The following is a 20357-nucleotide window of genomic DNA, read 5'->3' as shown; positions in this document are numbered from 1 at the left end:
TCACTTCCTTTCAGGGCCTGCTGATTTCGCGGCGGAAGTCGTCGTCGGCGAGGAACAGCGAGGTGTTGTCGGCACGAAGGTGGCTCCACCGCAGGTCCAGGCCACCGTCGACGAGCAGGGTTTGGCCGGTGATGTAGCTGGCGAGGTCCGACAGCAGGAACACGATGGCGCCGGCCTGTTCTTCCGGTTGTCCCCGCCGTCCCATCGCGATCGCCGCTCGGTCCCGTTCCGGATCGGGGTCGACGTAGGTGCGTGACGCCTCGGTTTCGGTAACCCCGGGTGCCACGGCGTTGACCCGTATGTCGTCGAGCGCGAGTTCGACCGCCAGGGTGCGGGTGGCCGCCACGATCGCGGCTTTGGCCGTGCCGTAGGCGATGTGGAACGGCGCGGTGTTCATGCCGCTGATCGAGGACACGGAGACAATCGAGCCCGGCCCACCCACTGCACGGATTTCGGCGGCCACCGCCTGGCTCATGAAGAACATCGTCTCGAGATTCGCGGTGAACAGGTCTCGCCAGTCGTCACGGCTGACCCGGGTGGCGGGCATCCACGTCGAGGGTGCGGCGCCGCCGGCAATGTTGACCAATCCGTGCAGTCGCCCCTCGGTGCGGCGCGCCGCGGCCAGCACGGCTGCGATCCCGTCGTCGGTCGCGGCGTCGGCTGTCACGGGCACGATCGGCAGTCCCTCGGCGATCAGCGGGCCGATATGGGTGTCGAGGTTGTCCTGCGAGCGGCTGACGGCCACAACCGTCGCGCCGGCCCGTGCGGCCATGGCGGTCACAGCGGTTCCGATGCCGCCGCCGCCCGCGCCGGACACCACCACGATGCGGCCGTCGAGCCTGAGGAGATCCGCCATACCCTGCTTTCGCTCACCATTTTGTCCGGACAAATAGATGCACTCTGCCGAATGGAGAACATGATTCCGCAGCGATTATGGCGTCGTCAAGGGTGATCATGCAGAAATATGGCGCCTATTGTCTGGACTAAATCAGCTTGGTACGGTCACGCGGTGGAACAGAGGTCGCTGCGTTCTTCGCCTGGCCGCTTCACCCTCGTCCAACCCCCTGTGGTGGCCGAGGGCTGGACCATCGAGCGCCGCACCGCACCCAGCCGGCTGTTCGGCGCCAACGGTCTGCGGACCGGTCCGGACGGTCGGGTGTACATCGCGCAGGTGACCGGCAGCCAGATCAGCGCCCTGGACATCGGGACCGGATCACTCGACACGATCAGCGCCAAGGGCGGCGACATCATCGCCCCCGACGACGTCGCGTTCGACGATGCCGGGAACCTGTACGCCACCGAGGTGATGGACGGGCGGGTCAGCGTGCGGGCCGCCGACGGCAGCACTCGGGTGCTGCGCGACGATCTGCCCTGCGCCAACGGCATCACCATGCACCGCGGCCGGCTCTTCATCTGTGAATGCCGCGAGGGTGGCCGCATCATCGAGCTCGATCCGGCCGGCGGACCGCCGCGCATCCTGCTGGAGAACGTGCCCTCACCCAACGCGATGGAGGTCGGACCCGACGGGTTGCTGTACTTCCCGGTGATGGGTGCCAACGAGATCTGGCGCATCGACCCCGATGGCGGCGGCCCCGAAGTGGTGGCCGGCGGCCTGGGCGTGCCCGATGCGGTGAAATTCGACGCGAACGGCAATCTGGTCTCCACCCAGGTACACAGCGGCCAGGTGCTGCAGATCGACCCCCGCACCGGCGAGCACACCGTGCTGGCCAACCTCAGTCCCGGGTTGGACAACCTGACGTTCGTGGGGAACAGACTGTTCGTCTCCAACTTCACCGGCGAGATCACCGAGGTCCTCGACGGCCTGCAGACCCGCACCGCGCTGCCCGGCGGGCTGAACTGGCCGTTGGACCTCACGGTCGGTTCCGACGGTGTCGTGTACATCGCGGACGGCACCTACTTCTATGCACTAGGCGCCGATGGCGAACTGCAGACGCTCGGCATGCTGTTCAGCCCCGGCTACCCCGGTTTCGTCCGGGGTGTGACCGCGACGGGGCCGGGCGAATTCGTGGTGACGACGTCAGGTGGGCAGGTCGCGCGGTTCCGCCCCACCCAGGGCGAAAGCGATTTTCTGGCAGCCGGATTAGACCAGCTCTACGGGGTGGCCGTTGCAGCGCGCGGCATCGTCGCCGTGGAGCAGGGCACCGGGCGGCTGGTGTCAGTGGACGCCGGCCGCACCGAGGTATTGGCGACCGGACTCGATACTCCGGTCGGGGTGGCGTTCGGGCCCGATGGCAGCCCGCTGGTCAGTGAACGCGGCCGGGTGGTGCGGGTCGATGGCGGCACGATCGAGCCGGTCGTGGACGGATTGGGTTGTCCGCAGGGCATTCTGGTGGACGCCAACCGGCTCTACATCGTCGACGCGGACGCCAAGTCGCTGCTCGAAGTCGATCTGGACAGCGGATCGCGAACCACGATCGCCTCGGGTCTTCCGGTCGGCACACCACCTGGCGTCACCCCCAAACCGCTGCGCGGCATGCCGCCGTTCTCGGGTCCCCAGGGGCCGTTCGCCGGGATCGCCGCCGCGCCGGACGGCACCATATACGTCTCGGCCGATGCCGACGGCAGCATCTTGGCCCTGCGCCGGAGCAGCTGACATGACACCTCCCGAGTCCGGCGACCACCGCTATATTCAGGTGGCCCGCACGCTGCGCAAGGAGATCGTGGACGGGGTGTATCCCGTCGGTTCTCAGCTACCCACTGAACACGAACTGTGTCAACGGTTTTCGGTCAGCCGGTATACGGTGCGCGAAGCCTTGCGACGGCTGCGTGAGGACAACCTGGTGTCGTCCCGGCCGCGGGCCGGCACGATGGTGGTGCCCAGGCCGTCGGCACACGCCTACGTCCAGGACGTGGTGTCGATCAATGATCTGCTGGCCTTCGCGACGGGTGCCCGCTTCGCGATCGAATCGATCGCCATGGTGACCATCGACGACGAACTCGAGCACCGGTCAGGGTTGGCGGCCGGCGAAGAATGGCTGGCGGTGCGGGGCTTCCGCGGCGCCGACGGAGCCGACGCCCCGGTCTGTCGTACCGAGTACTACATCAACCGCGCGTTCGCGGCGGTGGGCCGGATGCTGCAGAACCACAGCGGGCCGATCTTCCCGCTCATCGAGGACCTGTTCGGGCTCAGCATCGTTGAAGTGCGGCAGGAGATCTCCGCTGTCCAGATCAGCGTCGAGCTGGCCGGCCGGCTCAAGGTCGAACCGGGTACACCCGCACTCGAGATGCAACGCACCTACATCACGTCTGATGGTGAGATCGCCCAGGTGACCGTCAATACGCACCCGGCCTCGCGGTTCCGCCACTCGATGACGATGCGACGGGTGAAGGGCTGACGGGCAATGCGCACCGCGCAGCGTGACGCCGAATTGACCGCCCGGGCCTACGGTTCCGGATTGTGGGTGCACGACACCCTGGCGGACGCGTTGACCGCCGCCGCCCGCGACACCCCGCAGCGGGAGGTTCTCGTCGACGGCCCGATGCGCCTCGACTGCGCAACACTTCACAACCGGGCGACCGGGCTGGCCGGCGCGATGCTGACCCGGATACCCGCCGCAAGCGTGGTGTCGTTCATGCTGCCCAACTGGCATGAGGCGGCGATCATCTACCACGCCGCGACCGCGGCCGGCATGGTGGTCAATCCGATTCTGCCGTCGCTGCGTGACCACGAGCTCGCTTTCATCCTGGCCGACGCCGATGTGCGAATGATCTTCGTGCCCGGCGATGTCGGCGGTCACGACTATGCGGCAATGCTCCAGCGCGTCACCGCGGCGCTGCCCCATCCACCGGTTGTCGTCGTGGTCCGCGGTAAACCCTTGACCGGGCAGCTCGCGTTCGACTCGCTGCCCACCCAGCCGGCGTCGGCCCCGGCTCTGGACCCCGACGCCGTCCGGATGATCCTCTACACCTCCGGCACCACCGGACGGCCCAAAGGTGTTCTTCACAGCCATAATTCGATTCACGCCTTGATCCGCCAGATCGGCAGACACTGGCTGATCGATCCGGGATCGGCATTCCTGGTGCCCTCCCCCATCGCCCACATCGGTGGCTCGATCTATGCGTTCGAATGTCCAGTGCTGCTGGGAACCACCGCGGTGCTGATGGACCGGTGGGACTCCGACGGCGCGGTCGCACTGCTGACCGCCGAGCACTGCACACACATGACCGGCGCGACGCCGTTCCTGCAGGCGATTCTCGCCGCCGCCCAACGCGCGAACACCCGCCTACCCGACCTGCGGGTGTTCATCTGTGGCGGCGCCTCGGTTTCGCCACAGCTGATCCGCACTGCCGCCGACTATTTCGAGCGGGCGGTGATCACTCGGGTGTACGGCTCCACCGAGGTGCCGGTCACGACGATCGGCGCTCCCGACGATCGCGACCGGGCCGCCGACACCGACGGCCGACCCGGCATCGCCGACGTGACGATCGTGGACGGTGAAATCCGGGCCCGGGGTCCGCAGATGCTGCTGGGCTACCTGCATCCGGAAGACGACACCGACGCCTTCGATGCCGACGGCTATTTCCGCACCGGCGATCTCGGTCACTGGGTGGACGGCCACTATCTCGTGGTCACCGGCCGGGCCAAGGACATCGTCATCCGCAACGGCGAGAACATCTCCCCCAAGGAAGTCGAGGACGTACTGCTCGGCCACCCCGACATCGGCGAGATCGCGATCGTCGGGGTTCCCGACCCGCGCACCGGGGAGCGCGCGTGCGCGGTGATCGTCACCGATCGGCCGCCGGGGCCAGACGTCGGCGATCTGCGTGACTTTCTGCAGGCCACCGGTGTCGCGAAGTTCAAGTGGCCCGAGCAGGTGGTCGTCTGGGACGCGCTGCCCAAGAACGACGCAGGCAAAGTACTGAAACATCGAATTCGAGCGAGATTGGTCGACGCGGATGAGTGATCCACAGGTGGCGGTGGTGACGGGCGCAAGCAGTGGAATCGGATTCGCCTGCGCCACAACGCTCGCCGCGGCAGGCATGGCGGTCGTCGGCACCGGGCGCGACGCGGGCCGGCTGGCCGCGCTGGCCGAGGTGATCGGCGATCCCGACCGGGTGGCCACGCTGGCGGTCGACCTCACCGACGACGATGCGCCGCAGCGGATCGTCGAGGCGGCGGTCTCCCGGTGGGGACATGTCGACTTCCTGATCAACAACGCCGGGGTCGGCAGCCCGAAACCGCTACACGAAACCGACGACGAGACGCTCGACCACTTCCTCGGGGTCATGCTGCGCGCGCCGTTCCGGCTCGCCCGCGACGTGATCCCGCACATGCCAACGGGTTCGGCCATCATCAATGTCACCTCGACCTTCGCCGTGGTCGGCGGTCTGCGCGGCGGTGCCTACTCGGCAGCCAAGGGCGGCCTGACCGCACTGACCCTGCACATCGCGTGCCAGTACGGCGCACAAGGGATTCGCAGTAACGCCGTCGCGCCGGGCGTCACGGTCACCCCGATGGTGGAGCACCGCCTGGACGACCCCGGCTTCCGGAAGATGCAGACGGAGATGACACCGCACACCCGGCTGGGACGGGTCGAGGACATCGCCGGCACGGTGGCGTTCTTGTGCTCCCCCGCAGGCAGTTTCATCAACGGCCAGACCATCGTGGTCGACGGCGGCTGGAGCTCCACCAAGTATCTGTCCGACTTCGCGCTGACCTCGCAGTGGGTCGCCCGGTGAACCTGTTCGCCACCCTCGATCAGGCAGCGGACCGCTTCGGCGACCGCGGCGCGGTCTACCGCGGCGAGCAGCAGCTGCACACCTGGAGCGAGCTCAAGCAGCGCGCGCTGCGACTGGCCGCATCGCTTCGGCGTGTCCACGCACCAGGCCAGCGGATCGCGATCGCCAGCGAGAACCGCGCGGAGATCATCGAACTGTTCTACGCGTTGTGGGCGGCCGAGTGCGTCGTCGTCCCGGTGAACTTCAAGCTCCATCCCCGTGAGATGGCACAGATCCTCGACGACTGCAGTGCGGCAACGGTATTCGCTTCTCCCAAGATCGCGGCAGACCTGACCCCGCACTCCCCCGTCGGCGTCGAACAGATCGGCGGCCCGGACTACGACCAGCGGTTCACCGCCCCGCCCGCTGACGTCCCGGTAACCGACCCGTCGACGCTGGCGTGGCTCTTCTACACCAGCGGCACCACCGGCCGCTCCAAAGGAGCGATGCTGTCCCACCGCAGTCTCACCGCGATGACGGTGGCGCATCTGGCCGACATCGATTCCCCGGACGAGAATTGCAGCCTGCTGCACACCGCCCCGATGTCGCACGGCTCCGGTCTCTACATCGCGCCGTACGTGCTGCGCGGCGCACGGCAGGTGGTTGCCGCATCCGGCGTCTTCGACCCGGACGAATTCCTCGATCTTTGCGCGGCACACCCGGGATCATCAGCGTTCCTGGCGCCCACCATGATTCAGCGCCTGGTGGGCACCGGGCGGGAGGCTCCCGCCGCCCTCCGCATGATCGTGTACGGCGGAGGCCCGATGTACGTCGACGGCCTCAAGAAGGCGATGGCCGCGTTCGGGCCTGTCTTCGCGCAGATCTACGGCCAGGGCGAATCGCCGATGACGATCACCGGATTGCGGCGCGCCGACCATGAACTCGGCGACGACGCGATCCTCGGGTCGGTGGGATACCCCCGTTCCGGCGTCCAGGTGGCCGTGCTGCGCGCGGACGGCGGCCGCGCCGAGCCGGGCGAGATCGGTGAGATCGTGTGCCGGGGCGACGTCGTGATGTCCGGATACTGGAACAACCCGGCGGCCACCCGCGACACCGTGAAGCAGGGCTGGTTGTACACCGGGGACATGGGGTCGTTCGACGACCGTGGCTACCTGACTTTGCACGACCGCTCCAAGGACGTGGTGATCAGCGGAGGCAGCAACATCTATCCGCGGGAGGTGGAGGAGGCGCTGCTGGAGCATCCCGACGTGGCCGAAGCCTGCGTGATCGGTGCGCCGGATCCCGAGTGGGGTGAGGTGGTCGTGGCGTTCGTCGTGGGCTCCGCCGCCGGCGATGTGCTCGACGCCCACCTGCTCGATCGGATCGCCCGGTTCAAACGGCCAAAGCGCTACCTCTTCGTCGACGACCTGCCCAAGAACAGTTACGGCAAGGTGCTCAAGCGCGAATTGCGCGCCCGCCTCGGGTAACGACGTTCTCGTCTGCATAGAATGCCGCTATGTCCACCGATTACCGCTTCCTGACCTACGAAGAGCTCGATGACGGCCGCATCGTCCGCATCATGCTCAACCGGCCCGAGGCGCGCAACGCGCAGAACCGCGGCCTGCTGGTCGAGCTCAACGAGGCGTTCCTGCGGGCCGAGGCCGACGACACGGTTCGGGTGGTCATCCTGGGCGGTCATGGCCCGATGTTCTCGTCCGGTCACGACCTCGGGTCGGCGGTGTCGCGGGCCGAGTACACCCCGGGGCCGGACCAGCACCCGAGCTTTCAGGGCCTCGGCGCCAACCGGGAGGGCGCCGAGAAGCTGATGCTGCAGGAGTGGCATCACTTCTTCGCCAACACCCGCCGGTGGCGCGACCTGCGCAAGATCACCATCGCGCAGGTGCACGGCGACGTCTACGCGGCGGCCCTGATGCTGATGTGGGCGTGCGACCTGATCATCGCGGCCGAGGGCACCCGGTTCGCCGACGTGGTGGGCACCCGGCTGGGTATGTGCGGTGTCGAATACTTCGCCCATCCGTGGGAGTTCGGCCCCCGCAAGACCAAGGAGCTGATGCTCACAGGTGACGCCATGGAGGTCGACGAGGCATATCAGCTCGGCATGATCACCAAGGTCTTCCCTCAAGCCGAGCTCGCCGACAAGACGCTGGAATTCGCCCGCCGGGTCGCCGAGGTGCCCACGATGGCGGCTCTGCTCGCCAAAGAAGCGGTGAATCAAACCGTCGACAACATGGGCTTCTACAACGCGCTGAACGCCTGCTTCACGCTGCACCAGCTCAATCACTCACACTGGGCGCAGGTGCACGAGGAGGGCTGGCCGGTGGGCCTGGAGTCCGATGGCCTGCCGAACTGGAAGACCGCGCCGCCTATCGTGCCTGCGGTCAAGGACCAGGTCCGCGCTGAAGGCTGATCGTCGGCACAGCTGCGCGATCACGGCAAAGTCCCGATTCCAGCTCACCTGAATCGTTCAAGTAGTCTCGGCGCTGTCACAGGCCGTGACCGATGAGCCGTGCGGTTGGGCGACTGCTGCCGACGTGCCGTGAACGATGCCTTGCCGAAATCCCTTGTTATAGGCTTTAATTCGCGGAATGCGCAAAGCGCGTTAATCGGATTAGCCTTATAAATCTTAAGATTTATGTTGTGCAGGACACACTTTTTCGCGAAACGTGGTGAAAAGCACAGACTTTGGTCTGCGCGCAAATTGTTGTTAGTTTCGGCCGCATGTTTGCAATCGCGACGTTGATGACTCTGATCAGTCAGGTGTCAGGCACGCCGTACGTCCCCGGCGGGGACACACCGGCTGGCACCGACTGCTCGGGACTGGCCTCCTGGGTGTCAAATGTGGCCACCGGAAGGCCTGCCTTTGGCAGCCGGTTCCACACCGGCAACGAGGAAGCCGCCCTCCTCGCCCGCGGATTCCACTACGGAACCGCCCCCAATTCCCTGGTGATCGGCTGGAATGGCCGCCACACCGCAGTCACATTGCCCGACGGCACCGCGGTGTCCAGCGGTGAGGGCGGCGGCGTGCGCGTCGGCGGTGGCGGCGCCTACCAGCCGCAGTTCACCCACCACATGTACCTGCCGATGCCTGCCGATGCCACTCAGGATCCGCCCGCGCCGCCGGCGCCGGATGCTCCCCCGCCGGCTCCGGATGCGCCGGTGTTTGTCGACACCGTCGACGCGCCGCCGCCGCCGGCTGCCGACGTTCCTCCGCCGGCCCCCGACATCGTGCCCGCCGGCGCCGATATCGCCCCTCCGCCAGTCGATCCCGTTCCCCAGCCCGCATAGAACATCCACGAGTACGCCGCTCTGCCCACCCCGGCAGTGCGGCGTATATCGTCAAAAGCCCTGTTGTGCGATGAGTTTCGCTCCTGCGTCACGGGCGGCGGCGGGCCGGGCGAGCACGCCGGCCACGACCAGCACCAGGACGGCGACAGCCAGGCACGGCCCCCACACCGCACTGCCGTGCGGCCACGGGATCACATTGCGATACAGGGTGTATCCCAGCAAGGCCAGACCGAGCAACGGCAGGATCACCTCCGACTTGCGAATCTGGTTGTCGCGGGCGAGGAATAGCAGCCGGACAGCTCCCAACGTGGCCAGTGCGTAGGCCACCAGCAAGATGAGCGTGCCCGCTGTGGCCGCGATGCTGAACACGTCGAATGGACGCGCCCGCAACGCAATCCAGCCGATCGCCTGGATTGCGAACACCGCCGCCACCGCTGTTGCCGCCGCGACATGCGGAACGTTGCGTCGGGGATGCACAGCTGCCAGCGCGGCCGGGCCGATACCGTCCCTGCTGAGCGCGTAGAGCAGCCGGCTCGCACCCACCACGCTGGCCAGGCAGCAGGCCGCCGCGCTGAACGTCGCGCCGACGACGATGACATAGGACAGCCACGGTGCGACGTACCGCTCGGCGATATCGCCCATGAGCGCGTCGGATTTGGCAAAGGCCGCGACCCCGGCCGAGTCCGTGCCGAACGCCATCATCTCGATCGCCGTGACCGTCACGAAGAACACCCCGCCGAACAGCGCGGTACCGAGGATGGCCCGGGGAATGTTGCGCCGCGGCGCCTCGGTTTCCTCACCGAGAGTCGCCGCGGCCTCGAAGCCGGCGAACGACAGGAAGCCGAACACGATTCCCAGGAACACCGTCGAGACCGAGGTACCGGGGGCGACGGTGAACACCGACATGTCCAGATGCTGACCGCCGGGAGTGTGGCCGGTGATCACCTTGCCCAGCGTGATCGCCGCCACCACCAGGATCAGCATCACCGTCAGGCCTTCGGTGACCAGCAGGACGGTGGCGCCACCCCTGATCTCCCTGGCGGCGAGCCACCACACTGCGGCGAGCACCAGCCAGGCGAACACGAACGCAATCCAATCCGGTAATTCGTTGGGGGCAGCAGCTTTTCGAACCAGATCGGTCAGGAAGATGCCCGCTGCCGTCGCAGTCACCGCGCCGAAAAAGACATAGGTTCCCGCGTTGAGCCAGCCGGCCACACTGCCGGCTCGCGGTCCGAGCGTGACACCGACGAAGGCGTACACACTGCCGGCGTGGCTGAACCGTTGGGCGAGCCGGACGAACGTGTGGGCGATCAGCAGAACGCCGACTGTCGCCAACAGGAACGCCAGTGGGACTGCACGACCGACCGCGGTGGCCGTTCCCTGCGGATTGATGTTGATCGCCATCGACGGTGCCATAAGCGCAACCGACACACCCACCGCCGACCAGACGGTGAGGGTCCGGCGCAGCGCGGGATCACCGGACACCTCGTGCCCCGCCAATCAGTCACCCTCGTCGAGCACCAGCGCCTGTTCCGGGCAAGCTGCGACACCGTCTCGGGTGCGCTGCTCGTCTCCGGGTGCGACGTCATGGTCCTCGAGTGTCGAGTAGCCCATGTCGTCAACCGGAAACAGCTCGGGATCAACGGCATAGCACAGCGCATGACCCACGCACCGTGAGCTCTCCAGGCGGACCCGCATCGGCTCAGGTTAACCGCGGCCCCCGAGCGGACGTGCCGATTTCGGCAAGGCCTCAGGGGTTGATGGTGTTCTCTCCGACCTGACGCCCCCACACATACTCGGTGAGCAAGGGCTGGCCGAGTTCGAAGTGGTTGTACGGCGCGATCGAGGCCCCGTCATCCATCACCAGGTAGGGAGCCGGCCAGAAATTGCGGTCGATCGTCTGCCAGCACCCCGGTGCTCCGCCCGGTCCACCCCTGCCGTTGGTCCTTGGCAGGTTGTCCGGGTACACGTAGGGATTCGGCGCGCCGAGGATCTCGGTCATCGTGGAAAGTGAATATCCGTTGCCGCCGAAGGCATCCAGTGCACTGGGTGCCGCCTGCGCGATGTTGCGAATACCGCAGAACAGTTCGGGGCTGTAGGTGTCGAGAAGCTGGGAGCTGGGGACCAGGTCCGCCATCCCCCGAATGAAGTACGGCTTGCTGCGCTCGAAGATGTCGGCGCCGGTGTTGCCGAATCCGATGGAGGCGAGCAGGGCCGCGTCGATGTCGTGCTGCTGGCCGTTGAGCGAGTTCGCGGTCACCACCGCGTGGTCGAGCGCATCCCACAAGTTGGGGCTGGCCTTGGTGTAGACGTCGGCCAGATCGCCCAGCCGCTGGATGTCGCGGCGGATCTGCGGCATCTGCGGGTTGATGTCGTCGAGCACCGAATTGCCGTTGACGATCGACTGGCCGAACTTGGTGCCCAGCCCGTTCAACGCCTCGGCCGTCGCCGACAGCGTGAGGTTCAGCTTGACCGGATCCACCTTCTCGGCGATGGAGGTGACTGTCTCGAACAGGGTGTTGAACTCCGTGGTGACGCTGGAGGCGTTGATCACGTCGGACGTCGTCAGCCGGGCCGACACCGGATTCTTCGGTGTCGACAGTGCGACGTACTTGTTGCCGAAGACCGTGGTGGCCTTGATGTCGGCGTGCACATTGGCGGGGATGTAGGCCAGATAGCGGGGCTCGACGTCGAGCCTCAGCCGCGCAATGTTCTTTCCGTCGCGCTCCCCGGAGCTGACGTTGATGACCCGGCCGATCACCACTCCGTTGAAGGTGACCTTTGACCCCGTGTCCATCACCAGGCCGCCGCGATCAGACACCATCGTCAACGTTGCCCGAGGCGACAGATCGCCGCGGAATTGCAAATAGACCAACGACAGGACCAGAACGATCACGGCGAGAAAGATCAAGCCGGCAGCCTTGAGCGGCGGACGGTCGCGCCAGTTCACCGCAGCCCCTCCTCACCCCGACCCAAGCGAACGAGCGCCCCTACCGGCCGTGGCCAGTGATATGGACCACAGGAATGTACCTGATGTGCGAGTCGAATGGTCGCCATCCGCGCAATTCGCCATGCCGTTAATTCAGTAATTCTGATTGCGTCATCGTCAATATATCCGGAACCGGACCGACGCGGTGGAATATGCAGGTGCCCAACCAATTCCGCGAGCCCTGATGTGCATTGCCAACGGCCGCCGATAAGGGTGGCAATTTGTCTTTGCAATATTTGCTGTGGCACTGCGGCACCGATGATCGGCGGGTGCCGCCCGCCGACCGGATGCTGACGGCTTCCCGAACTGGCCCCAAACCCGCTCCGGTAAGCGGTGGAGTCGGGATAATCGACTGTGCCGCCCGGGGGTGTCGCCGGCGCGGGAACAGCTCAGCGAGGAGCGTGAGACCCATGTCCATCATCGAAGCGGACTCAGCGACCCAGTCGCCCCATCAGCGCGCGGTCAGCGAGACCCAGCAATACATCGACAGTCCGCGATTCGAGGGGATCACCCGCCTCTACACCGCAGCCCAAGTCGTCGAACAGCGCGGCACGATCCCCGTCGACTACACCGTCGCCCGTGAGGCGTCGGCCGCCTTCTACAAGAGGCTGCGAGAACTCTTCGCAGCCAAGAAGAGCATCACCACCTTCGGGCCGTACTCGCCGGGCCAGGCGGTGACCATGAAGCGGATGGGCATCGAGGGCATCTACCTGGGGGGCTGGGCGACCTCGGCCAAGGGTTCGACCACCGAGGACCCGGGCCCGGACCTGGCGAGCTACCCGCTGAGCCAGGTGCCCGAGGAGGCAGCGGGCCTGGTACGCGCGCTGCTGACCGCCGACCGCAACCAGCAGTACCTGCGCCTGCAGATGACCCCCGAGCAGCGCGCGGCCACGCCGGCCGTCGACTACCGGCCGTTCATCATCGCCGACGCCGACACCGGCCACGGCGGAGATCCGCACGTGCGCAACCTGATCCGCCGCTTTGTCGAGGCCGGCGTCGCGGGCTATCACATCGAGGATCAGCGCCCCGGCACCAAGAAGTGCGGCCACCAGGGCGGCAAGGTACTGGTGCCGTCCGACGAACAGCTCAAACGGCTCAACACCGCCCGCTTCCAGCTCGACATCATGGGTGTGCCGGGCATCATCGTCGCCCGCACCGATGCCGAGGCGGCCAACCTCATCGACAGCCGCGGTGATGAGCGGGACCAGCCGTTCCTGCTCGGCGCGACCAATCTCAAGGTGCCGCCGTACAAGTCGTGTTTCCTGGCCATGGTGCGCCGGTTCTACGAGTCGGGTGTCACCGAGCTCAACGGCCATCTGCTCTACGCGCTGCCCGAAGGTGAGTACGCGGTGGCCGACGCCTGGCTGCAGCGGCAGGGCATCTCCGACCTCATCACCGAACAGGCCGCCGCATGGCGCGACGGTAAAGAACATTCGCTGGACGCCCTGTTCGACAAGGTCGAGTCGAGATTCGTCGACGCCTGGCAGGACGACGCCTCGCTGGACACCTACGGCGACGCGGTGGCCGAGCTTCTCGCATTCCGGGAGAGCGAAGGTGAGCCGCACGAGATGAGCGCCGCGGACTGGCGCGAGTTCGCCAAGACCGCATCGCTGCACGCGGCCCGGGAGAAGGCACGCGAACTCGGCGTCGACGCAGCCTGGGATCCCGAGCGGGCCAAGACCCCCGAGGGTTACTACCAGGTCCGCGGCGGCATTCCCTACGCGATCGCGAAATCCCTTGCCGCAGCGCCGTTTGCCGACCTGCTCTGGATGGAGACCAAGACCGCCGATCTGGCCGACGCCCGCGAGTTCGCCGAGGCCGTTCATGCGGTGTATCCGGACAAGATGCTGGCCTACAACCTCTCCCCCTCGTTCAACTGGGACACCACCGGGATGACCGACGAGGAGATGCGAGCCTTCCCAGAAGAACTCGGCAAGATGGGCTTCGTCTTCAACTTCATGACCTACGGCGGCCACCAGATCGACGGTGTCGCCGCCGAGGAATTCGCCACCGCCCTGCGCCAGGACGGCATGCTGGCGCTGGCGCGTCTGCAGCGCAAGATGCGGCTGGTCGAATCGCCGTACCGCACACCGCAAACGCTGGTCGGCGGACCACGCAGCGATGCCGCGCTGGCGGCATCCTCGGGTCGCACCGCCACCACCAAGTCGATGGGCAAGGGCTCCACCCAGCACCAGCACCTGGTGCAGACCGAAGTGCCGAAGAAGCTGCTCGAGGACTGGTTGGCGCTGTGGAGCGAGCACTATGAGCTCGGCGAGAAGCTGCGGGTGACGTTGCGTCCGCGGCGTGCCGGCGGCGAGGTCCTCGAGCTCGGTATCTACGGCGAGCGAGAGAAGGGCGGCGAACAGGAGCTGCTGGCCAACGTGCTGGTCGACCCGATCAAGGACCGGCACGGCCGGAGCATCCTGACGGTGCGCGACCAGAACACCTTCGCCGAGAAGCTGCGGAAGAAGCGCCTGATGACGCTGATCCATCTGTGGATGGTGCACCGGTTCAAGGCGGACGCCGTCTACTACGTGACGCCGACCGAGGACAACATCTATCAGGCCGACAAGATGAAGGCGCACGGCATCTTCAGCGATGTGCACAAGGACGTCGGCGAGATCATCGTCGCCGACGTCAATCAGGAGCGCATCGCCGAGCTGCTGGAGCCCGACCGGGTGGCGCTGAAACGGCTTATCGCCAAGGAGGATTGACCCCCTCCGCCCAAACCGACATTTCGCCGGGAAAGATCGAGTAGCGCGCGACATTTCGTCGATCTCGGCGCGGAAACCTACTTCAAGTAGGCGACGATCGCGTTGGTCAGTCCGCGACGGGCCGCGTCGAGATCGCCGTAGCTGCCGAGCTGCTTCTCGGAGGCGATCCCGCGCATCGCGCCGGGAATCAGCCAGGCCATCTCCCGGATGCGCTGCGGGTCGACGTGCAGGTCCGCGAACGCCTTCTGGCAGGTCTCCTGCCAGCCCTGCCCCCAAGAGAACAGTTCGGCAGCGGTCTGCGGGTAGAGCCGCTCGAGGTCGGCATGCTCCCTCGGCAGCGCGGCCCGCAGGTTCTCGATCGCGCGCGAGTCGCGGTTCGTCAACCCGTCATAGAGCGTGTCGATGATGCCGGCCACCCGCTCACGCAGGCTCGCCGACGTATCCGGCGGGGTGAAGATGTTGGCCCGCCGCTCGGCCGTGTAACGCAGTACCGCTGCCCAAAAGCCGTCGGTATCACCGAATTGGTATTGCACGGTGCCCCAGGTGGCGCCGGCGTCTTTCGCGATCCGATTGGCCGACACCGCACCGGGCTGACCGGATGCGAGCGCGGTCAACGCCGCCTCGAGCAGGCTCTCGCGGGTGGCCGAACCGCGCCGGTTCGGCCGTCGTCGCGCACTGTCCGCCTCGGCCACGCCGAAAGCCTAACCCAGATTCATTGACACTTCTATGATCTCTTTCTAGACTCGCCAGCGTGGCGAAACCGTCCCTGTCGATGAAGCCCACCGGCTGGTTCCAGGTGGCGTGGTCCGACGAGATCGCGGTCGGCGACGTCCACCGCATGAAGTATTTCGACACCGACATGGTCGCTTGGCGCGCACAGTCGGGAGCATTGACCGTGATGGATGCCTACTGCGAACATCTCGGCGCTCACCTCGGATACGGCGGCCAGGTGGTCGGCGAGGTCATCCAATGCCCGTTCCACGGCTGGCAATGGAACCACGAGGGACGCAACGTCTGTATTCCCTACCAGGACAGGCCAAATCGCGGCCGCCGGATCCCCACCTACCCGGTGGTGGAGCGAAATTCCTCGGTGTACATCTGGCACGACATCGAAGGTAGGTCGCCGTACTTCGACGCGCCGGACATCTTCGCCGACTTCGGGGACGACAAGACCGCCGCCGACTATTACCCGCAGGCCCGGCTGTACCGGCCACAGCTTGAGCTTCATCCGCAATACGTGCTCGAAAACGGGGTGGATTTCGCACATTTCAAGTTCGTGCACCAGACTCCCATCGTGCCGCTGTTCACCCGGCACGACTTCGACGAGCCGGTGTCCTACGTGGATTTCACCATCACCTTCGAGGGCGACGAGGGCCAGATCATCGACGACATCAACAGCGGTGTCGAGGCGATCAACGGCGGACTCGGCGTCGCGGTCACCAAGAGCTGGGGCATGATCGACAACCGCACCATCTCCGCGGTCACCCCGGTCGACGAGAACACCTCCGATGTCCGGTTCATGGTCTACATCGGCCGCAAGCCCGGCGACGACAGCGCCAAAGCCGAAGCCAAGGCGCAGGCGTTCGCCCAGGACGTGATCGACCAGTTCGCCGCCGACATCGAGATCTGGCAGCACCAGCGCTACACCCACCGCCCTGCGCTGGCCACCACCGAGTTCGACGGCTTCACCGCAATTCGTAAGTGGGCCAACCAGTTCTATGTTTCCGACCACCAAGGAGAACCTGCGAATGTCAGCCAATAGCCCGATCCGGGTATTCCAGGTGGCGACCGGAAACGTCGGCACCGAGATGATCAAGCGCATCGGTGAGCATCGCGGCCTGGAGCTGGTCGGCCTGCACTGCTACTCCCCGGAGAAGATCGGCCGCGACGCCGGTGAAATCGCCGGAATCGCGCCGATCGGTGTCACCGCAACAGGATCCGTCGACGAGATCATCGCCGCCAAGCCCGATGTGCTGACCTTCCACGGGGTCTTCCCCGATGAGGACCTCTATGTGAAGGTGCTCGAGTCGGGCATCAACATCGTCACGACCGCGGACTGGATCACCGGCTGGCATCGCGACACCAATCACCCGCACCACTCCGGCAAGAAGGTGTCGCAGCTTCTGCACGAGGCCTGCGAGAAGGGCGGCTCCAGCTTCTATGGCACCGGCATGAATCCCGGCGTCAACCAGATCCTCGGTGTCGTCTGCTCCTCCGACGTCGCGGAGATCGAGAACGTCACCACCATCGAATCGGTCGACGTGTCGTGCCACCACTCGGCCGACACCTGGAAAGAGGTCGGCTACGGTCTGCCCGTCGACGACCCGGCGCTGCCCGGCATGCTCGAGAAGTACACCCGGGTCTTCGCCGACAGCGTGCTGATGATGGCCGACTGCTTCGACCTCGAACTCGACGAGGTGACGTTCACCTATGAACTGGGCGCGTGCACCAAGGACGTCGACCTCGGCTGGTACCAGCTGCCCAAGGGCTCACTCGGCGGCAATTACCTCAAGTACCAGGGCATGGTCGACGGTGTGCCGCGGGTCGAGACGCATCTCGAGTGGCAGATGACACCGCACACCGATCCGAGCTGGGACATCAAGGGGTGCTACATCACCCAGATCGCCGGCGACCCGTACGTCTACAACAAGCACATGATCTTTCCGAAGCCGGGCGTCGACCTGTCCGACGTGGAGTCGTTCGCGTCCATCGGCATGACCGTCACGGGGTTGCCGGCGCTCAACGCCATCCCCGCGGTGGTGGCCGCCGCACCCGGGCTGATCACGAGCGCGGACCTGCCGCTGCGTGGATTCGCGGGCCGGTTCAAGAAGTAAAAGCCGCAGTCTGACGGCGATCGAGCGAACGGTAAACGGAGAAGTATCGGTCCGGATTCGGTTTGGTGAACAGAAGATGAACACCGACGTCAGGGTGCACTTTGCCGCGGTCTCGGCGCGTTTTCCGCTGGTCGGCACCCCGGTTCGACAGCAACGGTTCAGAGCCTCTCAACGGTCCTGGACACCAGTCCAGAAGATAGCGAACGGTGTATGGGCGCCGGAACTGTCCAGGTAAAGTGCCGTCCGTGGGAAAGCACCGGTTAGCCAGGCCCCGGCGCCGATGGTCGGTCGCCGTGGTCGCGCTGGCCGCTCTCCCGTTGGCCGCCGTGCTGTCCGGCAGCACCGGTTCCGGCCCCGCCAAAATGACGTCGGGCACCGTCGAGTGCTGTGCCGAATTGGTCGCCGCGGCGCCGATGGATCTGGCCGCCGCACCGATCGGTGCGCACTACGTCGTCATGACGCAGGCCGAGTTGGTGGCCAGCAGAAGTGCGGTCAACCGCACGCCCCTGCACGCACTACCCGCGGGCGTCGGAATCGAACAGGGGCTGCAGCTCAAAACGGTCCTGGCCGAACGCCTCATCAGCGCCTACTTCCCGGAGATCCACAACATCGGCGGCGTACGAGCCGACTCGTTGAAGTGGCATCCGATGGGCTTGGCCATCGACGTGATGATCCCGAATTGGCAGACGCCGGAAGGCAAGGAACTCGGCAACCGGATCGCGGCATTCGCCCTGGCCAACGCAGACCGGCTGTCGTTGAATCACGTGATCTGGCGCCGCATCATCTACGACCACGGCGGCAAACCGTCCCTCATGCCGGATCTCGGCGGAAACGACGCCAACCACTACACTCACGTTCACATCGCCACGAACGGTGGCGGCTATCCCACCGGTGACGAGAGTTATTTTGGCTGACTTCAAGGTTTTTGGTGTGGCGTCGAGCGCCGCTCTTGTGCTGATCGCCGCGCCGGTCGCGCACGCCGACGAGGTGTTCTGGGGTGGTTGGTACAAGATCACCTTCCACACCGATCAGAAGTCGGGCACGTCGAAAGCGGCGACACAACAGGAAACGCCCTACACCGCCTCGTACAAGATCAACACGGACTGTTCGGCCGACATCTGTACCGCCTCGGTCATCGACGGCCCGACGCCCAAGGACAACGCCGCGCAATCGACCAGTTTCGTCTGGACGGGCTCGCAATGGTCGAGGTCGAACAGCTGGCGATGGGACTGCACACTGCCGGACGGCACAATCACCTACGACCCGGCGCATTCGGTGACGACCTATACCCCGCAATCCGACGGATCGCTGGCGGGCACATTCCAGACCACCATCGAAAGCGGCGCCTGCCAAGGCACGGTCACCATCCCGGTCACCGCAACACCGGCCTGACCCACCTCGTCGCTTAGGGTGCGAAGCGTGAATCGTCTCGACCGCTTCTTCGAGATCACGGCCCGCGGGTCGACGATCGGCGCCGAGGTTCGCGGCGGCCTGGTCACGTTCATCGCGATGGCCTACATCGTCGTGCTGAACCCGATCATCCTGTCCGGGGCCGCCGACGTGACCGGACACAAACTCGGCTTCGCGCAGGTTTCGGCCACCACCTCGCTGGCCGCCGGGGTGATGACGATTCTGTTCGGCGTGTTCGCCCGGCTTCCGTTCGCGTTCGCCGCCGGGCTGGGCATCAACTCGTTCCTGGCCACCACCGTGGTCGGTACTGTCACCTGGCCGGAAGCGATGGGCCTGGTGGTCGTCAACGGCCTCGTCATCGTCGCGCTAGCCGTCACCGGGCTGCGCCGGCTCGTGTTCGACGCGGTGCCCATGCCGCTCAAGCTGGCGATCACCGCCGGCATCGGCCTGTTCATCATGTTCATCGGCCTGGTCGACGCCGGCTTCATCTCCTCGACCGGATTGCCCTCTCCCCCTGTTGGTTTGGGCGGTGGCGGACATGGCTCGATCAGTACCGTGCCCACGGTGGTGTTCATCTTCACACTGCTACTGACCGGCGCACTCGTGGTGCGCAAGGTCCGGGGCGGAATCCTGCTGGGACTCGTGGCCGGCACCGTCGTCGCGGTCATCATCGAAGCGATCTGGCATCTCGGCCCCGCGACCAAAAACCACGGGGGCTGGACCCTGTCCGTGCCGACCTTGTCGGGGTCCCCGTTCGCGCTTCCCGACCTATCTCTGGTGGGCGCCTTCAGTTTCGACAGTTTCGGGCGGATCGGCGTCCTGGCCGCCACGATGCTGGTCTTCACGCTGGTGTTCGCGAACTTCTTCGACGCGATGGGCACCTTCACCGGACTGTCCCGGGAAGCCGGACTGGCCGATGACCGGGGCAACTTCCCACGGCTGCGTTCGGCTCTGGTCGTGGAAGGCGCCGGCGCAGTCGTCGGCGGCGCGACGTCGGCCTCGTCGAACACGGTGTTCATCGAATCGGGGGCCGGCATCGAGGAGGGCGCCAAGACCGGGCTGGCCAACCTCGTCACCGGCGCGCTGTTCCTGGCCGCGATGTTCGTCGGGCCGCTGGCCCAGATCGTTCCGACCGAAGTCGCCGCGGCCGCGCTGGTGATCGTCGGGACGATGATGTTCTCCCAACTGCGCCATGTCGATGTCTCGGAATTCTCGGTGGCGCTACCGGTCGTCCTCACGGTCGCGGTGATGCCGTTCAGCTATTCCATCGCCAACGGCATCGGCGTCGGGTTCGTGACGTGGGTGGTGGTGCGCTCCGCCGCCGGCAAGGCCCGCGAGATCAGCCCGCTGCTGTGGATCGTCGCGGCCGGGTTCGTCCTGTACTTCGCCCGCAGCGGGATCGAGTCACTGCTCGGCGTGTCCTAG

18 protein-coding genes are annotated in these 20357 nt (G+C 66.0%); 13 read left to right on the top strand and 5 right to left on the bottom strand.

Going from position 1 to position 20357, the window contains the following annotated elements:
- Nucleotides 1-10 precede the first annotated feature (10 nt).
- Nucleotides 11-856 (bottom strand): SDR family NAD(P)-dependent oxidoreductase, encoded by an 846-nt coding sequence (locus tag AB4879_RS24275; protein ID WP_370509625.1) that lies wholly within the window; start codon nt 854-856, stop codon nt 11-13.
- 153 nt (nt 857-1009) lie between these two features.
- Between AB4879_RS24275 and AB4879_RS24270 the strand changes: the two genes are divergently transcribed.
- The 7 genes from AB4879_RS24270 to AB4879_RS24240 all read left to right on the top strand — a co-directional run bounded on the left by AB4879_RS24270 (nt 1010) and on the right by AB4879_RS24240 (nt 8985).
- Nucleotides 1010-2614, top strand: a complete 1605-nt coding sequence (locus AB4879_RS24270; protein ID WP_370509624.1) for an SMP-30/gluconolactonase/LRE family protein — start codon at nt 1010-1012, stop codon at nt 2612-2614.
- A gap of 1 nt (nt 2615) precedes the next feature.
- The gene (locus AB4879_RS24265; RefSeq protein ID WP_370509623.1) at nt 2616-3356 is read left to right on the top strand and encodes a GntR family transcriptional regulator; all 741 of its coding nucleotides are present in this window, start codon (nt 2616-2618) and stop codon (nt 3354-3356) included.
- A gap of 6 nt (nt 3357-3362) precedes the next feature.
- Nucleotides 3363-4925 (top strand): AMP-binding protein, encoded by a 1563-nt coding sequence (locus AB4879_RS24260; RefSeq protein WP_370509622.1) that lies wholly within the window; start codon nt 3363-3365, stop codon nt 4923-4925.
- Nucleotides 4918-5700, top strand: coding sequence for an SDR family NAD(P)-dependent oxidoreductase (locus AB4879_RS24255; protein WP_370509621.1), 783 nt, complete (start codon nt 4918-4920; stop codon nt 5698-5700). Before AB4879_RS24260 ends, AB4879_RS24255 begins: the two co-directional genes overlap by 8 nt.
- Complete coding sequence (locus AB4879_RS24250; RefSeq protein WP_370509620.1) at nt 5697-7166, top strand: AMP-binding protein; 1470 nt, start codon at nt 5697-5699, stop codon at nt 7164-7166. Before AB4879_RS24255 ends, AB4879_RS24250 begins: the two co-directional genes overlap by 4 nt.
- Before the next feature lie 29 nt (nt 7167-7195).
- On the top strand, nt 7196-8107 hold the full coding sequence (locus tag AB4879_RS24245) for an enoyl-CoA hydratase (protein WP_370509619.1): 912 nt from the start codon (nt 7196-7198) through the stop codon (nt 8105-8107).
- Nucleotides 8108-8418: 311 nt separating this feature from the next.
- Nucleotides 8419-8985: a peptidoglycan endopeptidase gene (locus AB4879_RS24240; protein ID WP_370509618.1), complete on the top strand. Its 567-nt coding sequence runs from the start codon at nt 8419-8421 to the stop codon at nt 8983-8985.
- 51 nt (nt 8986-9036) lie between these two features.
- Here the strand turns inward: AB4879_RS24240 and AB4879_RS24235 are convergent, their stop codons facing one another.
- Genes AB4879_RS24235 through AB4879_RS24225 form a run of 3 tightly spaced genes read right to left on the bottom strand, consistent with a single transcriptional unit; the run spans nt 9037 to nt 11935 of the window.
- On the bottom strand, nt 9037-10485 hold the full coding sequence (locus AB4879_RS24235) for an APC family permease (protein ID WP_370509617.1): 1449 nt from the start codon (nt 10483-10485) through the stop codon (nt 9037-9039).
- Nucleotides 10486-10683 (bottom strand): ferredoxin, encoded by a 198-nt coding sequence (locus AB4879_RS24230; RefSeq protein WP_370509616.1) that lies wholly within the window; start codon nt 10681-10683, stop codon nt 10486-10488.
- A gap of 52 nt (nt 10684-10735) precedes the next feature.
- A complete protein-coding gene (locus AB4879_RS24225) occupies nt 10736-11935 on the bottom strand; it encodes an MCE family protein (RefSeq protein ID WP_370509615.1) in 1200 nt (399 codons plus the stop codon).
- Nucleotides 11936-12384: 449 nt separating this feature from the next.
- On the opposite strand from AB4879_RS24225, the gene aceA reads away from it, so the two are divergent.
- A complete protein-coding gene (aceA, locus tag AB4879_RS24220; protein ID WP_102806406.1) occupies nt 12385-14688 on the top strand; it encodes an isocitrate lyase ICL2 in 2304 nt (767 codons plus the stop codon).
- 77 nt (nt 14689-14765) lie between these two features.
- Here aceA and AB4879_RS24215 read toward each other — a convergent pair whose 3' ends face one another.
- Nucleotides 14766-15380, bottom strand: coding sequence for a TetR family transcriptional regulator (locus AB4879_RS24215; RefSeq protein WP_102806407.1), 615 nt, complete (start codon nt 15378-15380; stop codon nt 14766-14768).
- A 59-nt stretch (nt 15381-15439) separates the two neighbouring features.
- Between AB4879_RS24215 and AB4879_RS24210 the strand changes: the two genes are divergently transcribed.
- The 5 genes from AB4879_RS24210 to AB4879_RS24190 all read left to right on the top strand — a co-directional run bounded on the left by AB4879_RS24210 (nt 15440) and on the right by AB4879_RS24190 (nt 20357).
- Nucleotides 15440-16450 (top strand): Rieske 2Fe-2S domain-containing protein, encoded by a 1011-nt coding sequence (locus AB4879_RS24210; RefSeq protein WP_370509614.1) that lies wholly within the window; start codon nt 15440-15442, stop codon nt 16448-16450.
- Nucleotides 16437-17522: a dihydrodipicolinate reductase gene (locus tag AB4879_RS24205; protein WP_370509613.1), complete on the top strand. Its 1086-nt coding sequence runs from the start codon at nt 16437-16439 to the stop codon at nt 17520-17522. Before AB4879_RS24210 ends, AB4879_RS24205 begins: the two co-directional genes overlap by 14 nt.
- 245 nt (nt 17523-17767) lie before the next feature.
- The gene (locus AB4879_RS24200) at nt 17768-18436 is read left to right on the top strand and encodes a hypothetical protein (RefSeq protein ID WP_370509612.1); all 669 of its coding nucleotides are present in this window, start codon (nt 17768-17770) and stop codon (nt 18434-18436) included.
- A 16-nt stretch (nt 18437-18452) separates the two neighbouring features.
- Nucleotides 18453-18914: a hypothetical protein gene (locus AB4879_RS24195; protein ID WP_370509611.1), complete on the top strand. Its 462-nt coding sequence runs from the start codon at nt 18453-18455 to the stop codon at nt 18912-18914.
- Between the two features lie 27 nt (nt 18915-18941).
- The gene (locus tag AB4879_RS24190; protein WP_102806410.1) at nt 18942-20357 is read left to right on the top strand and encodes an NCS2 family permease; all 1416 of its coding nucleotides are present in this window, start codon (nt 18942-18944) and stop codon (nt 20355-20357) included.

The organism is Mycobacterium sp. SA01 (assembly GCF_041287105.1).
Lineage (GTDB): Bacteria > Actinomycetota > Actinomycetes > Mycobacteriales > Mycobacteriaceae > Mycobacterium.
Note: the sequence above shows the minus strand (reverse complement) of the source record. Positions and strands in the feature narration are given on the sequence as shown.